Here is a 14,447-nt window from a genome sequence, read left to right on the forward strand (position 1 = left end):
GGGATGTGGATCAGAGGCCAAATTCAGCCGGGTCGAAGCCCAACGCGATAGCGATCTCGCGGGAGGCCAGTTTCTCGTCCTGATCGAAGTTACCGTCACTTTTCGCAACGGCAATACCAACACGTAAGGCCAGCTGAGCGGCCTCAGGCTGATCTTTCAGCGCCAGGATGTATTTCATGGTTTCGCCCTTGCCGATTTCAACATCGAAATCGAAGCTTGAAACCAGTTTATTGAAGAACTCGATCACCTCATTGGTATCGAAGACCTTCAGCTCTTCTGAAGAGCGCAGAAAGCCCATCATTTTCTGCTTTTCTTCTGAACTCACGCCGTCACTCGATACGGCAATACGGGCACATACAGCAACGGTGCCCTGCATGAATTTTTTGTTTTTGAAACGGCCAACCTGGCGGGTCAGTTCGTCACGGCCTGAGTTAATGGCACCTTTAACTTTGTCGAAAAAGCTCATACCTGTTTCCTTTGTTGCTGTGTTATTTAGAACCGGCGCTCCAGCGAAATCCCCAGCCAAATGCCCGGTCCATTTCGTCCTGGCCTTTGAAGTACTGGTTGATACGCTCGACTTTAATTGCGCCGTTTTCGTTTACGAGTCTGGCAATGGCGCACAATGTGCGACGGTTTTCACCTTCGGTCAGGCGGGTTTCAATGGGCGGTTGATCCGGCACATGAATGGTGACCACACCATCAGTTTTGTCCCAGCTGGGAACACCTTCATAAATAAAGGCGTAAATCAGCACTTCGCGGATATGCTTCCATTCACGTCCATTGATATGCAGCCACTCGCCGTCTGATACATCACCCGTCCGGTCATCGCCCTTGAGCTGAACATACGGTTCATCGCGATAATCACCGAATGCATTACCGAGCGCCTGAATGACCGATTTATACCCGTCCTGAAGCTCAACAAAGGCCCCCAGATCCAGGTCGATTCCTTTGGAGCCGAACATACCTGCAAAGCCGGATTTGCCACTGCCCCGGTGCCAGTTCAGGTTGATCCGGATTTCACCGAAGTTATCCCGTTTGGTCAGACTGATTGCAGGCTTCTCTTTTGTCAGCGATACCTTGCTCAGGCTGATTTTTGTCTCAACTGGCGGAGGGGTTACAACCGGAGGAGTCGGGGCTGCGGGAGCAGGTTCATCGGCAATATTTACGCCGAAATGCTCTGCCAGCGGTTTAAGACCACCGTTGAACCCCTGTGCAACGAAGCGGAATTTCCAGTCATTATTACGACGGTAAAACTCACCCAGAATTAAGGCTGCTTCCTGACGGCCGCTCAGTTCGACAATGCCGCTAACCAGGCCGGTAGCCCCTTGCTCCACGTCGATGGAAAGATTACGAAGACCGGACACCGTCTGCCCACCGTCACAGGTCACAGTGAACGCAATTTTCTGGACATCAGGTTTCAGTCGGTTGAGCGCGACAGTAAAGGTTGAGTACTGGCCTTCACTGACCAGGCTGACGGTACCATCATCGTTACGTGGCTGACCATAGAACACCATGTCCGCATCACCCTGCACCTTCCCGTCGGCATACAGGCGAAACGCCGAAGCATCCACCTGGCCGCCCGAGGTGATCCGGACCCGCAACTCCTGGGCTGGAACGGGGGCATTGCCCCCCGGCGTCAGGTTCATTAGCGAATAACCGCTGAAACGATATCGGAGTGCATATCGTCAATTGTGCGGCCGCGACAGGCATGGCCAAGGGCGGTAAATTCCCAGTTGCCGTTATTACAGCGCAGCGAAGAAATAACGATCCCGGTATGTGAGCCCTGCTCAGTCAGCTTGTAGCGAGCCAGTTCTTTGCCGGTTTGATCGACCACGCGGCAGAACGCATTTTCGACGTCATTGAACGACTGACCACGGAAGCTATTAACCGTAAACGCCAGGTATTCAACGTTTGCAGGCAGACGAGAAAGAGCGACATTAATCACTTCATCGTCGCCGTCACCCTCACCGGTCAAGTTATCGCCACTGTGAATAACAGCGCCGCAGGAGGATTTCAGTTTGCGGAACCAGATTGTATCAATTTTATTACCGGCGCTATCCATGAGTACGCAGCCAGCATCAAGATCGATTGAGTCGTTACCGCCGAATAGTCCCCCAAGAAAGCCTTTCTTTTTTACAGGATCCCAACCGAGACCGAATTGAAGCTGACTTAATGATGAAGATTCTTTGCTGAGTGAAATCGTCTGATTCTTACTTAATGAAACCATGTTTTATTCCTTAAGATGGCTACAGTCAAGACAAGCATGGGTATGATTAGAAAACTACGCAAAAAATCATATCATGATGATGTTCTCTTACAAGTAAAATTTTGGTAGGTTTTCTTTTCTATCGCAACTCTTATATATAAAATAAAGATAATTATGAAATTTATATCAATCACATCAATTATTTAACTGCCAATCACATTTACTAAAACATCCAAAAAAACAATTTTTTGTTAATCATATTATGATTGACACACTCCATTTACCCTCATAGACTCCATTCTCTAATCCAACTTATCAGGCGCTCGGGATAATTACTAAATGAAAAGAAAAATTTGGCTAATGGAAGGCCTATCCTCTCAACGAGATATTATTAAGGGGATCAAATCATTTTCTCAGAAGAATAATTTTTGCATTATTGTCTACGCATCCCACCGCAACCAAAGGAATGAAATACTTTCCGTTGCCGATTATTCTTTGACTGAACCTGAAGATCCTCAAAAACGTCTTCAGTTTATTCAGGAAACCATTCAGACCTACGGCATCCACCATATTCATACTGGCCGTAACAGCCAGTGGTTTGAAGAACACCGTTCAGCCATTGAATCGACAGGTGCCACCCTTACTACCGGTGCAATGGGAGTCGACTGGTTAACGCTGGCTGAGGAAAAAGTTACTTTTGCTCAGTTTATGGAGCAAAACGGGCTCCCGGTCGTACCATCCTGGCGGGTGAATACGCTGGCAGAATTAAAGACGCACCTCGCGGCCCCGCCGTTCTCTGACAGCCCAGTATGCGTGAAGCCAGTGACAGGTATCTATGGCATGGGATTCTGGCGCTTTGATGACAGTGCTTCGCCCATGGCCGTCTTTAATCACCCAGAACATCGTCTGGTCAGTCCGCAACAGTATATTGCAGCAGCATCGGCTTCTGAGCTGTTTAAACCCCTTGTTTTGATGCCGTACCTTCCAGGCCCGGAATATTCCGTCGATATCCTCGCAGATAAGGGGAAGATACTCGCAGCTGTGGGACGCCGTAAGGAAGGGGCTATCCAGTATCTTGTAAACGAAGGAAGCGCCTGGGAACTGGCGTGTGATTGCGCCCGGGTTATGAAGGCTGACGGGCTGGTGAATGTTCAGACGCGAAACGATGTGAATGGCAACCCATTACTGCTTGAAACCAACATGCGTCCGTCAGGCGGGGTGGGTTATACCCTTCATAGCGGGGTGAACCTTCCCGGGTTGTTTGCTGCCTTTAAGCTCGGTCTGATGTCTGAAGATGCGGTGATCCAGAACGTCAAAAACACCTTTTCTCCGGTTGCATTGAGATCCATCACGGATGTCATCGTTTACCCTGAATCACTCTCTAACCATCTAAATTAAGGCGTGTTTATGTCTGATATCCTCGAAGATATGATTTATCGCCGCACTCTCTCATGCGGTACGATACAGGTAACCCGCGACCGGGGTGATGTTTCGCTCAATGACTTGTTTGATATTGCAGAAAGACGTAACCCTAAACGGGCCTTTCTGTTTGTGAGCAAAATACTCGGCAGGCACATTCCCGTGCAGCCCTCAGTCATGCGGCAGGCCTACAGACAGCTTGCCAGCCAGTTCCCCTCAACGCTGACAGGGCCCGTGCTGTTTATCGGTATGGCTGAAACCGCCGTTGGGCTTGGGGCCGGTGTGTTTGATGAATTGCGCCACCGGCATCGTGAATCTATCTATCTGACTTCTACCCGTCACCCCGTTGATGGTACGTTGCTTTGCGAGTTCAAGGAAGAACACAGCCACGCCACCGATCATCTGATCTATCTGCCAGATGATGAAGAGAAAAGACGTCGAGTTACCAACGCACGAACGCTGGTTTTGATTGATGACGAGGCAACCACCGGTAATACTTTTATTAACCTGCTTTCTGCCCTGCGGAATACCGGCAAGCTTCAACATATTGAACAGGTTATCGCCGTAACGCTTACCGACTGGAGTAGTAATGCCCTGTCCGAGCGCAGCCCCTTACCCGTCACTTCGGTTTCTCTTGTAAGCGGTCAGTGGGGATGGATCCCATTACCTGATGCACCTGTCCCGGACATGCCGAAGGTCAACGTAACTTCACGCGGAGATTGGGACATTCAGGGGAAACAGTCCTGGGGGCGACAGGGGATGCTCGCACCTGCGGCCGATCTCGGCCATGAGATCTCCATCAGCAAGGGGGAGCGTGTTTTGATTCTCGGGACAGGGGAATTCGTCTGGGAGCCGTTCCTGCTTGCTGAACGCCTCGAAGCTGCCGGGGCACTGGCATTTTATGGTTCGACCACCCGCTCCCCTATCGCCGTTGGTTATGCCATTGAGTCCGCAATTTCCTTTACGGATAACTACGGGCTGGGCATCCCCAATTTTGTCTATAACGTCGCCCACCAGCAGTTTGACCGCATTCTAGTGTGTACTGAGACACCCGCAGAAAGTATTGACACGCAGCTTCTTAAAGCGCTGGCTGAAGTTGCGCCCGTCGTGGAGATTGTTACCTATGAATAAACCCGTTGTTCTGAGCGACCTTGACGACACGCTCTTTCAGACCCGTCGTAAAATGGTGGACGAGCTGGCCCTCGAGCCATTCCGTACTGGTGCCGTTGATCGCACCCTGAATCCACGAAGCTTTATGACGGAAGAACAGTCCATGTTAGTGGACTGGCTCCTGGAGCAGGCTGAGCTCATCCCAGTTACCGCAAGGGGAACTGAAGAAATCAGCCGAGTCCGGATCCCTTTCCGTTCATGGGCAATCACCACGCACGGGGCCGTCATTCTCACTCCTGAAGGCAAGCCCGACGAGGAGTGGAAGGCCCATATGCTCGGCCAGCTGGCTCCCTACCAGGAAAAGCTGACATCGATGCAGCGTCTGATCACTGAAATGATGGACGCAAAAGGGATCAATGCTTGGGCAAGACTGAACTTCGAATACGGTGAAACGGCGGTTTATATGGTGATGAAACACCGCGACAGCACCCGCCTTGACGAGCTCAATGCCATTGCAGATGAAATAGAAACGGTGTTTCCGACCGAGGGATTCTACATCCACCGCAACAGTAATAACGTGGCCTGGCTTCCCACCCCAGTTGAGAAAGGGCTGGCAGTCAGCTGGCTTCTTGAGAAACTTCAAGCTGAACGCGGGGTTTTCCCCGTAATTGGTCTGGGCGACAGCCTGAGCGATCATCGTTTTATGAAACTGTGCAACTGGTTTGGCATACCGCGTCAGAGTCAGTTTGCAGATGCCATTTCACAGCGAATTTTTGGAGAAAAATAAAATGCAGCCACATGAAACATTTACCGGCTCATACCAGCCTGGTGACGTGGAATTTCTGCTAAAGCCGATTGTCATTGAGATGACGCCAGTTGAGCAAAAAGAAGAGCTGATTCAGTCAGGGAAGAAACATTATTCGGACATGCTCAGCCAGGAGCCTGCGCCAACAAAATGGCATCTTGATTTGTTTCACCGGGCGCTGGATCGGGGCGCAGAGAGACTTGCAAAAGAAGTCACACAGCTCGCTGTTACTCTGGCCGAACGCTTCGGTGATGAACCCATTGTACTGGCCAGTCTTGTCAGAGCTGGCGTACCGCTCGGCGTTATGCTGCACCAGGCCCTGCGTGACATGGGGAAAACCTCATGGCATTACGGTATCAGTATCATCCGGGATCGTGGAATTAACAGTGCAGCACTCGACGTCATTGAAGAGCGGCATGGTACAAGCGGTATTGTCTTTATTGACGGATGGACAGGTAAAGGCGCAATTACCGGAGAGCTTGTACGCGCACTGAAAGATCGCCCGGGCTATCCTGAGCAGCCGCGACTGGTTGTCCTGGCCGATCCCTGTGGCTGTTCCTGGCTTGCTGCCAGTGATGATGACTGGCTCATTCCTTTTGGCATCATGGGCGCGCCGGTGTCAGGCCTGATCTCCCGGTCAGTATGGTCCTCTGAAGGGTTACATGGGTGCATGGTTTGCGAGCATCTCAGTGAATTCGAATGTAGCCGGATGCTTGTCGATACCGTCGCTCATTTCCGTAAGAAGTTAACACCGTCATCTCTCGCTCCTCTGAGCTGGAGTACAGAATCAGCCCGGGACTTATGGCAGACAAGTCGCGACGTTATCGCGTTCCTGGCCGATGAATTTAAAGTGGACAGCGTCAATCGTATTAAACCCGGTATTGCTGAAGCAACCCGGGCCGTATTACGTCGGGTACCGGATCATGTATTTGTGCGTTCGATTGACGACCCGGACGTTGCACTGCTTGTAGGGCTTGCTCGTGAAAAGGGAATTATTGTTACAGAAATGGGGGGAACCCTCGGCCAGTATCGTGCTGTAACCATTATCAAGAAGGTGCTCTGATGAAAAATCGTCTTTCTCCCTGGAATCTGGGAGCCACGCTATACATGCCTGCAACACGGAAAGATATTGCGGATGCCGTCCTGCAAGGGAAAATCCCAGGCTTGCGCTCTCTGGTGATTTGCCTGGAGGATGCTGTCAGTGAAGCAGATATCCCTGTAGCTCTCAAAAATCTTGAGCAGCTGCTGTACGAACTCAATAACAGCATGCATAGCCTGGGTAAAAAAGACTGGCCTCTGGTGTTCATTCGCCCCCGACATGCCGAAATGGGTAAATGGTTAAAAGAGCATTATGATCTTTCAGCTGTCGACGGGTTTGTATTGCCGAAATTTACCCTCAGTTCGTTAGCTAAATGGTGGGATATTATGGGCGAGACTCACCTGTGCATGATGCCAACGCTGGAAACTGAAGACGTCTTTGACGTGGTTCAGATGCGCAAGCTGGCAACCCGTCTGGTGGAACATCCCTGTCACGAACGCATTATTGCGCTTCGAATCGGCGGCAACGATCTTATGAACGTAGTGTCGCTTCGCCGCCCCCGGGACCTGACGCTGTATGACAGCCCGATGGGTTACATCATCAAAATGCTCGTTTCAGTCTTCGGCCCGCGTGATTTTGCCCTTACCGCGCCCGTGTGTGAGCATATTGACGATCATGCCGTTATGGCCAGAGAGCTGGCTCTTGATATGGCGCATGGGCTTGTAGGGAAAACAGCCATTCACCCGGGTCAGATAGAGGTCATTCAAAACGCGCTAATGGTCACTCAGCGTGAGCACTCTGACGCACTACGGATCCTGAACTCTACCCAGGCTGTTTTTAAGTCGCAGGGGGCAATGTGTGAACCTGCCACGCATCGCCGCTGGGCGGCTGGTATTCTGGACAGAGCGCGTTTTTACGGGTTACAGAACGAGCAAAGCGCTGATGGAATCAGATTACTTACCGTGACACAGCATCATTAAGGAAATCATAATGGGGTTCAGGTTCAGAAAGTCGATCAACATTATTCCGGGCGTTCGCCTCAACCTGAGCAACGGTGCACCGAGCTTGAGTGTCGGGCCGAGAGGTGCTTCCGTTTCTTTTGGTAGCCGGGGGACCTATGCCAATCTGGGCTTGCCCGGTACCGGGCTGAGTTACCGTACCCGGCTTGACCGGGCCGCGCGTTCCGGAGGTGGAAACCGGACGGCAACCGACCCGGGGCTCAGACAGGCGCTTGAGCAGGAAGCCGCTGAGCTCATGTCAGCGGTAACCGCAATCCGTAATATTCACGAGCTGACGCCGGATCCAAAAACAGGCATCAGTTGGGCAGAGCTGGAAGCAGTATACCTGCATAACAGAACGTCGCCTTTTCAGGTTCCGGCACCGGTGCGTCCAGAAAAGCCAGACTACCTTGCATTGCCGGAAAAGCCTGTCGAGAGCGAAGGCATTAGTTTTCTGGGTAAATGGTTTGAATCGGAATCAGCTAAAGCTGAGCGCCACGCCGAAAATCTTCGCCGGTGGCAGCAGACGCTGATTGATGTGGAGCGTGAGAATACCCTTCGACAGCACCGGTACCAGCAACAACGGACGGCCTGGGCCGAACAGTATGCAAACTGGAAGTTTGAAGCTGAAGAACATGAAAAACGGCTCGCCACGGCTCAGGCAGATGCCCGGCAGCAGTTCCGGACAGACGCCGCGTTTTTCGAATCATACCTGGCGGGTGTGCTGGCAGAAACTGAATGGCCGCGTGAAACGCTTGTTGCATTTGAAGTAAAGCCGGAGCTATCAGCAGTCCTGCTGGATGTTGATTTAGCTGAGATTGAAGATTTCCCTGATAAGATTTACGGCGTTAATGCCCGGGGCACGGAGCTGACGGAAAAAGCCATGACGCAAAAAGCCGTACGCGAAAACTATGCCCGCCACGTCCATGGCTGCCTGTTCCGCCTGGTCGGTATCGTTTTACATACGCTACCGTTCGACAACGTGATTGTGTCAGGCTTTACGCAACGGGTCAGTAAGCGGACAGGCTATCTGGAGGATGAGTATATCCTGTCCTGCAAATGCACTCGCAGCGAGATGTCGTCAGTAAATTTTGACGGTTTAGAACACATTGATCCGGTTGAAGCGTTAGGCGATCACCCGGTTATTCGAAGGATGAGCAGTACCTTCATTTTTCAGCCTATTGAACCACTAACCCTTTAAGCAGGCTAAATCTAACAATGCAATTAAATACCAGACAGGTCCGGATTTTTAAGCTTGCCAACTTACTGGGTACCGGCAAGCCCGTTTCTGCTGCCGATATTTTAACCAGTCTGGAATGCTCAGAACCGACATTAACCCGGGCACTCAAAGAGCTACGCGAGTCATATTCTGCAGAAATCAAATACAGCAAGGCGGGTCATTCCTATCATCTCGTTAATCCGGGCCAGCTGGATAAAAAGACTCTTCGGCGGATGAATGAAGCGCTCGTACAGAATGCTGAAATGAAAACAGCTGAGTCTACAGGAAAGGTCGTACTCGATAAGGATAAAAAAACAGCCGTGTCATTATCGCTACGCATGCGGGTTTTAAGAAAAATTGACCGTCTGGCTGCACTGATTGGAACCACCCGAAGTGAAGCTGTTGAGAAGCTGGCTCTACATACCGTCGACGAACTAATAAAAGAATACAGCGTTAAAAAGTCCTGACACTAAATCTCAGACCGGGGTGAAACCCCGGTTCTGCCATACTTCACATCTGTATTGGCGCGATGTAGTTTCGTCTATAATCCTCCCGCAATCCCAGCAGCGCCTTTCTGCCTACATAACCTGGCGTCTTGACATCCTCTTGTGCTACACATCAATCTTTACGCGATTTACACTCCATTCATGCAGATCTGTGTTGTATGATGCTTTTCATACTCAAGACAGTTTATTTATGCCGGAGTTTTTTCAGAAACCTTTGCTTCCTGTCCTGTCTAAATTATTTTTTTTATTGATAAAAGGCCATTCACATGTTGGTAATTCAATGGTGGTTAACTTATTTCTTTTATGTGGCTTCTGAGCCAGTTTCTGTGAATTTACTCCCCACCCGACAGATGTTGTGCCGTTTTATCGAATCAATAGAATCTGGTATTTTACTGAAGCTACTATCCACTTCCAATCTCTTTAGAAGGAATTACATTTGAGACGCTTACCCGTATATCTGCTACTCGACACGTCAGGTTCTATGCATGGAGAGCCTATCGAGGCGGTCAAGAATGGCGTTCAGACGCTGCTTACCACTCTGAAACAGGATCCGTATGCACTCGAAACGGCTTATGTATCAGTGATCACCTTTGATTCTTCAGCCCGACAGGCAGTCCCCCTGAAGGACCTCCTGAGTTTCCAGATGCCAGCACTAACAGCCAGCGGCACCACGTCTCTTGGCGAAGCGCTTTCCCTCACTGCCAGCTCAATTGCCAAAGAAGTACAGAAAACGACGGCTGACACTAAAGGTGACTGGCGTCCACTTGTATTCCTGATGACGGATGGAAGTCCGAATGATGACTGGCGTAAGGGCCTGAATGACTTTAAAGCTGCCAGAACCGGCGTTGTGGTAGCTTGTGCAGCCGGGCATGATGCTGATACCAGCGTTCTCAAGGAAATTACTGAGATCGTGGTTCAGCTGGATACGGCTGACAGTTCGACGATTAAAGCATTCTTTAAATGGGTCAGTGCGAGCATTTCGGTAGGCAGTCAGAAAGTGGAGTCCAGTAAAAAAGAAGTGATAGGGCTTGAAGACCTGCCACCACCGCCTCCTGAAGTAAATGTAGTCTTATAATTATATTGATTAAGGGGATATCATGTCTGTCAGTCTGAGCAAAGGCCAGGGCATAAGCCTGAAAAAAAATGAATACGATCTCTCATCCGTTACTATCGGCCTCGGTTGGGATATTAATGAGGAAAAGAAAGGTTTCCTCGGCGGGATCTTTGGTAAGAAAGAAGAAGAATATGACCTTGATGTGATCGCTTTCCTGTGTAATTCAGCCGGAAAGGTGACGGATCTCGGGAATGTGGAAAATGGTAAACCTACGCTGGTGAATGGCGATATCATCTTTTTCAACAGCCTTCGCCATAAGTCAGGCAACATATGGCTGACGGGCGATAACCGAACTGGAGCCGGTGACGGTGACGATGAGCAAATTATTGTGCGCCTGAATTCCCTTGACGCTCAGTACGAGAAAATTGTGTTTATCGTTCAGATCTATAATGGTGAAAAACTACAGCAGCACTTTGGAAAAGTTCAGAATGCTTTCATCCGGGCAGTTGATGCCCGTAATATTGAAATGGCACGATTCGATCTTTCTGGCGGACCCGCCTTCGCCAGCAAGCGCTCCATGGTTTTTGCCGAGCTGATACGTGAGCCTACAGGCTGGAAACTCAGGGCAATTGGTGAGCCTTCAGAATCTGATTCATTTGTCTCGCACTTGAGGAATTACATCTGATGCGCCGCCTGCCTGTCTACCTGGTTATTGACACATCCGGTTCGATGCGCGGTGAGTCCATTCATTCCGTAAACGTTGGAATTCAGGCGATGCTTAGCGCTCTCCGTCAGGATCCCTACGCCCTCGAAAGTGTTCATATCTCCATTATCACCTATGACAATGAGGCGCGTGAGTTTATTCCTCTCACGCCGCTGGAAGACTTCCAGTTTTCAGACATCGTTGTGCCAAGCGCTGGCGGGACGTTCACCGGTGCTGCCCTTGAATGTTTGATGCAGTGTATTGATCGGGATGTGCGTCGATCAGATGGTGATACGAAAGGAGACTGGCGTCCTCTGGTATTCCTGATGACTGATGGAACCCCTTCTGATGCCCTGGCTTACGGTGAAGCGGTAAAAGCTATTCGCGGCCGGGGATTCGGATCCATCATTGCCTGCGCAGTTGGTCCTAAAGCAGGCCATGAGCACTTAAAACAGCTCACCGATAAGGTTGTTTCTCTGGAGACGCTGGATTCAACCGCGTTTGCAGGTTTCTTTAAATGGGTATCGGCCAGCGTGTCTTCCGGCAGCACAAGCGCGGGGATCAATACCGGAACAGATACTCTTCCCCCTCCGCCACCAGAAATCCAGCTGGTGCTCTGACAGACAGGAAGGTGCTGCATACCCGGCAGCGCCTTATTGTATAGACCCGTTTTCTGCTGACCGTACCAGCCGTACGAGGAAAATTATGAGACGCCTTCCCGTGTTTTTTGTCCTGGACTGTTCAGAGTCCATGATTGGTGAAAACCTGAAAAAAATGACTGATGGTCTGCAAATGATCGTCGGAGATTTAAGAAAGGATCCACACGCACTTGAAACAGCCTGGGTCTCGGTAATCGCATTTGCCGGTGTAGCCCGTACGATTGTACCTCTTCACGAAATTGCCTCGTTCTACCCTCCCCGCCTTCCCGTTGGCGGCGGTACGAGCCTTGGGGCCGCATTGCGTGAGCTGACCGTGCAAATTGATACCCAGGTCAGAAAAACCACTCATGAGGATAAAGGCGACTGGAAACCCGTCGTGTACCTTCTTACCGACGGACGTCCGACTGACGACACAACCGCAGAAGTGAAGCGCTGGAAGGATCATTACGCAAGTAAAGTGAATCTCATTGCCGTTGGCCTGGGGCCGTCAGCTGACCTGAATATCCTGCGGCAACTGACAGAGAATGTCATGCTGTTCACCGAGTCTCAGGAAGGCGACTTTACCCGCTTCATCAAATGGATCACGGCTTCGGTTACAGCGCACAGCCGCAGCGTCGGGGACGACAAACAACCTGAGCTCAGCCAGACTGAATACATAGTTCGGCTGGCTAAGGGCGAGCCAGTAAAAGCGTACGATGAAAACTGCGTTACGCTTACCGGCCGTTGCAGCAAGACCCGTCGTCCTTACCTGATGAAGTATGAACGGCCACCTGCAAGGGTTTCCGGGCTCGATTTCAGCCTGAACCTGAACAGCTTTAATATTGCCGGATGCTATCCCATCGATGAGGACTATTTTGCGTGGTCAGATGCCACCGCTACCGGTTTGCAGGTAAACACCAGCGAACTGCATGGCGTACCGGGTTGCCCCCACTGCGGTAATGCCAGTGCGTTTGCCCTGTGCTCATGCGGAAAGTTGCTGTGTATTGACGGCCCGGATGACGTGATCTGCCCCTGGTGTGAAACAGGCCTGTCATTCAGCAATGATGGCGGAAACACTAACTTCGACGTAAACAGAGGGAGAGGTTGATGTCGCAAAATGCTTTACTTGAAGAGAAGATTATCCGCTTAGTTCTGTCTGAGCTGGGCCACCCTGTAGAAGGTGAGCGGCTTTTTCTTCTATCGCAAGATCCATCCCTGACCGAAGAAATTATGCAGCTTAAAGAGCGGATAGAGAGCCTTGCACAGGATTTATCTGCGCGGGTTAGCGAAGGTGATAACGACGCAGAGATTGCCGCCTCATCAGCATCCAATCTTTCCGATCAGCAACAGACGGCCGGGACTGATGCTGGTAATCCAGGCCATGGCGCTACCGTTACACCATTACTGCAACCGCTGCCAGAAAATGAACCTCATCCTCCGTTCTGGAAGCTGATGCCTTATTACGAATTTGATAAACCAGCACAGAGGGAAGACGAAAACCTGTCTTCCCTGGTATTAAAACCCGGGCAGATACCAACAGGCCAGCAGCGGGCCGGATTAGCTGTGCCACCTGCCGTGCCCCCGAGAGCTAAAATAACTATACCCAACGCCCGCGCAGGCGAACGTTTCTCTTCGCCGGTTGCCATCGTTCTGGATGAGAACCAGCAGGCTACTGTGAGGGACGTTGTCTTTTCCCGGAACATTGGCCTGACTTTTGACAAAGAACATGGGTTGCTGACAGGATCGCCCACCGAGAGCGGTGATATAGAGCTTTCAGTACTCTGGTCATGCGCTTCGCACGACGAATGTGAAACAAAGCTACTTTTTATAGTAAACCCCGATCCGAGAAACCTGTGGAAGATAGTAGAGCCACCAGCAGATGCTCCCTACCCTAAACCGCATCTGGATGCTGCTGGCCTGATCAGAGGTGACATACGTATTGCTGCCGCCAGCCGTCGAGGTCGCTCCCATGAACATGTCGGGAGCTTCAGAGATGACGACTTCTATATCAATCACTGCCAGGATACAGGATGGTCTGTCATGCTGGTCGCAGACGGGGCCGGTAGTGCAGTAAATTCCCGTGAAGGCTCCCGGATTGCAGTCAAAACGGCTGGCGATTACCTTTTCAATCAGCTCAGTAGTTTGAAAGGCGCCCATTTAAAGGAGCACATCACGGCGTGGGAAGGGAGCGATCAGCAGGTAACCATAAACGCCATGCTTCATCATTTCAAACAGGCAGCTACGCTCGCGGTCAACAGCATCCAGAACGAAGCCATTTGTGCAGAACAACCGGTGAAATCCTATTCAACAACCTTACTAGCAACTGTAGCGCTACGAACTGATAAAGAGATGTTTGCGGCTTCATTCTGGCTTGGGGATGGTGCGATAGGTGCATACAGCCCTTCCGGTAAAGTCAGGGTACTGGGAAATCCCGATAGCGGAGAATACGCAGGACAAACGCGCTTCCTTGACCAGAGCATTATTGCAGACCCATCGTTTAGCGCCCGCATCAGCGTGGGTAAATGGAATGATGTATCTCACTTGATCCTCATGACAGACGGCGTATCAGACCCTCTGTTTGAGACGGATAACGGGCTTCGCAGTGACGAAAAATGGACCCGTCTTGTTGATGAGCTCATCCCTGCCCTTACAGACGCCAGTATTGCGCCTGAGAGGTTAGGCGACTGGCTTAACTTTTTCTCAGCGGGGAACCATGATGACCGCACAATTGCGGTGTTGTGGTAAGGGAT

General features: G+C 50.8%; 15 protein-coding genes. 12 read left to right on the plus strand and 3 right to left on the minus strand.

Annotated features, from left to right (window positions below; genetic code table 11):
• Window positions 1-10: 10 nt before the first annotated feature.
• Genes ABFI50_RS20580 through ABFI50_RS20590 form a run of 3 tightly spaced genes read right to left on the minus strand, consistent with a single transcriptional unit; the run spans window position 11 to window position 2,227 of the window.
• Window positions 11-466 (minus strand): tellurite resistance TerB family protein, encoded by a 456-nt coding sequence (locus ABFI50_RS20580; protein WP_000007449.1) that lies wholly within the window; start codon window positions 464-466, stop codon window positions 11-13.
• A 22-nt stretch (window positions 467-488) separates the two neighbouring features.
• Window positions 489-1,646, minus strand: coding sequence for a TerD family protein (locus ABFI50_RS20585; protein WP_096218079.1), 1,158 nt, complete (start codon window positions 1,644-1,646; stop codon window positions 489-491).
• Window positions 1,646-2,227, minus strand: coding sequence for a TerD family protein (locus ABFI50_RS20590; protein ID WP_096218078.1), 582 nt, complete (start codon window positions 2,225-2,227; stop codon window positions 1,646-1,648). Before ABFI50_RS20590 ends, ABFI50_RS20585 begins: the two co-directional genes overlap by 1 nt.
• Window positions 2,228-2,545: 318 nt before the next feature.
• On the opposite strand from ABFI50_RS20590, the gene ABFI50_RS20595 reads away from it, so the two are divergent.
• From ABFI50_RS20595 to ABFI50_RS20650, 12 genes are all read left to right on the plus strand, one after another.
• Complete coding sequence (locus ABFI50_RS20595; protein WP_347484958.1) at window positions 2,546-3,604, plus strand: ATP-grasp domain-containing protein; 1,059 nt, start codon at window positions 2,546-2,548, stop codon at window positions 3,602-3,604.
• Window positions 3,605-3,613: 9 nt separating this feature from the next.
• The gene (locus ABFI50_RS20600) at window positions 3,614-4,756 is read left to right on the plus strand and encodes a phosphoribosyltransferase domain-containing protein (protein ID WP_096218076.1); all 1,143 of its coding nucleotides are present in this window, start codon (window positions 3,614-3,616) and stop codon (window positions 4,754-4,756) included.
• The gene (locus ABFI50_RS20605) at window positions 4,749-5,522 is read left to right on the plus strand and encodes a hypothetical protein (RefSeq protein WP_347484959.1); all 774 of its coding nucleotides are present in this window, start codon (window positions 4,749-4,751) and stop codon (window positions 5,520-5,522) included. The genes ABFI50_RS20600 and ABFI50_RS20605 overlap by 8 nt, the downstream gene beginning before the upstream one ends.
• 1 nt (window position 5,523) lies before the next feature.
• Window positions 5,524-6,603, plus strand: coding sequence for a cysteine protease StiP family protein (locus ABFI50_RS20610; protein WP_347484961.1), 1,080 nt, complete (start codon window positions 5,524-5,526; stop codon window positions 6,601-6,603).
• Window positions 6,603-7,559: an HpcH/HpaI aldolase/citrate lyase family protein gene (locus ABFI50_RS20615; RefSeq protein ID WP_347484963.1), complete on the plus strand. Its 957-nt coding sequence runs from the start codon at window positions 6,603-6,605 to the stop codon at window positions 7,557-7,559. Before ABFI50_RS20610 ends, ABFI50_RS20615 begins: the two co-directional genes overlap by 1 nt.
• A gap of 10 nt (window positions 7,560-7,569) precedes the next feature.
• Window positions 7,570-8,778 carry a DUF4236 domain-containing protein gene (locus tag ABFI50_RS20620; protein ID WP_347484965.1) on the plus strand — a complete coding sequence of 403 codons (1,209 nt, stop codon included), beginning with the start codon at window positions 7,570-7,572 and terminating at the stop codon, window positions 8,776-8,778.
• Between the two features lie 17 nt (window positions 8,779-8,795).
• Window positions 8,796-9,263, plus strand: coding sequence for a tellurium resistance protein TerW (locus tag ABFI50_RS20625; RefSeq protein ID WP_201405255.1), 468 nt, complete (start codon window positions 8,796-8,798; stop codon window positions 9,261-9,263).
• 475 nt (window positions 9,264-9,738) lie between these two features.
• A complete protein-coding gene (locus ABFI50_RS20630) occupies window positions 9,739-10,377 on the plus strand; it encodes a VWA domain-containing protein (protein ID WP_096218070.1) in 639 nt (212 codons plus the stop codon).
• A gap of 22 nt (window positions 10,378-10,399) precedes the next feature.
• A complete protein-coding gene (locus ABFI50_RS20635; protein ID WP_096218069.1) occupies window positions 10,400-11,041 on the plus strand; it encodes a TerD family protein in 642 nt (213 codons plus the stop codon).
• The gene (locus ABFI50_RS20640; RefSeq protein ID WP_201405254.1) at window positions 11,041-11,679 is read left to right on the plus strand and encodes a VWA domain-containing protein; all 639 of its coding nucleotides are present in this window, start codon (window positions 11,041-11,043) and stop codon (window positions 11,677-11,679) included. Before ABFI50_RS20635 ends, ABFI50_RS20640 begins: the two co-directional genes overlap by 1 nt.
• An 85-nt stretch (window positions 11,680-11,764) precedes the next feature.
• Complete coding sequence (locus ABFI50_RS20645; protein WP_347484968.1) at window positions 11,765-12,805, plus strand: TerY-C metal binding domain-containing protein; 1,041 nt, start codon at window positions 11,765-11,767, stop codon at window positions 12,803-12,805.
• Window positions 12,805-14,442, plus strand: coding sequence for a PP2C family serine/threonine-protein phosphatase (locus ABFI50_RS20650; protein ID WP_347484971.1), 1,638 nt, complete (start codon window positions 12,805-12,807; stop codon window positions 14,440-14,442). Before ABFI50_RS20645 ends, ABFI50_RS20650 begins: the two co-directional genes overlap by 1 nt.
• The last annotated feature ends 5 nt before the right edge of the window (window positions 14,443-14,447 follow it).

Source organism: Enterobacter sp. HNDS-6 (assembly GCF_039850505.1).
GTDB lineage: Bacteria > Pseudomonadota > Gammaproteobacteria > Enterobacterales > Enterobacteriaceae > Enterobacter > Enterobacter kobei.

Coding starts and splice junctions, on each gene's coding strand:
- ABFI50_RS20595 (WP_347484958.1), top strand. CDS start 2,546: ATGAAAAGAAAAATTTGGCTAATGGAAGGCCTATCCTCTCAACGAGAT.
- ABFI50_RS20585 (WP_096218079.1), bottom strand. CDS start 1,646: ATGAACCTGACGCCGGGGGGCAATGCCCCCGTTCCAGCCCAGGAGTTG.
- ABFI50_RS20635 (WP_096218069.1), top strand. CDS start 10,400: ATGTCTGTCAGTCTGAGCAAAGGCCAGGGCATAAGCCTGAAAAAAAAT.
- ABFI50_RS20605 (WP_347484959.1), top strand. CDS start 4,749: ATGAATAAACCCGTTGTTCTGAGCGACCTTGACGACACGCTCTTTCAG.
- ABFI50_RS20625 (WP_201405255.1), top strand. CDS start 8,796: ATGCAATTAAATACCAGACAGGTCCGGATTTTTAAGCTTGCCAACTTA.
- ABFI50_RS20615 (WP_347484963.1), top strand. CDS start 6,603: ATGAAAAATCGTCTTTCTCCCTGGAATCTGGGAGCCACGCTATACATG.
- ABFI50_RS20590 (WP_096218078.1), bottom strand. CDS start 2,227: ATGGTTTCATTAAGTAAGAATCAGACGATTTCACTCAGCAAAGAATCT.
- ABFI50_RS20650 (WP_347484971.1), top strand. CDS start 12,805: ATGTCGCAAAATGCTTTACTTGAAGAGAAGATTATCCGCTTAGTTCTG.
- ABFI50_RS20620 (WP_347484965.1), top strand. CDS start 7,570: ATGGGGTTCAGGTTCAGAAAGTCGATCAACATTATTCCGGGCGTTCGC.
- ABFI50_RS20610 (WP_347484961.1), top strand. CDS start 5,524: ATGCAGCCACATGAAACATTTACCGGCTCATACCAGCCTGGTGACGTG.
- ABFI50_RS20645 (WP_347484968.1), top strand. CDS start 11,765: ATGAGACGCCTTCCCGTGTTTTTTGTCCTGGACTGTTCAGAGTCCATG.
- ABFI50_RS20600 (WP_096218076.1), top strand. CDS start 3,614: ATGTCTGATATCCTCGAAGATATGATTTATCGCCGCACTCTCTCATGC.
- ABFI50_RS20580 (WP_000007449.1), bottom strand. CDS start 466: ATGAGCTTTTTCGACAAAGTTAAAGGTGCCATTAACTCAGGCCGTGAC.
- ABFI50_RS20640 (WP_201405254.1), top strand. CDS start 11,041: ATGCGCCGCCTGCCTGTCTACCTGGTTATTGACACATCCGGTTCGATG.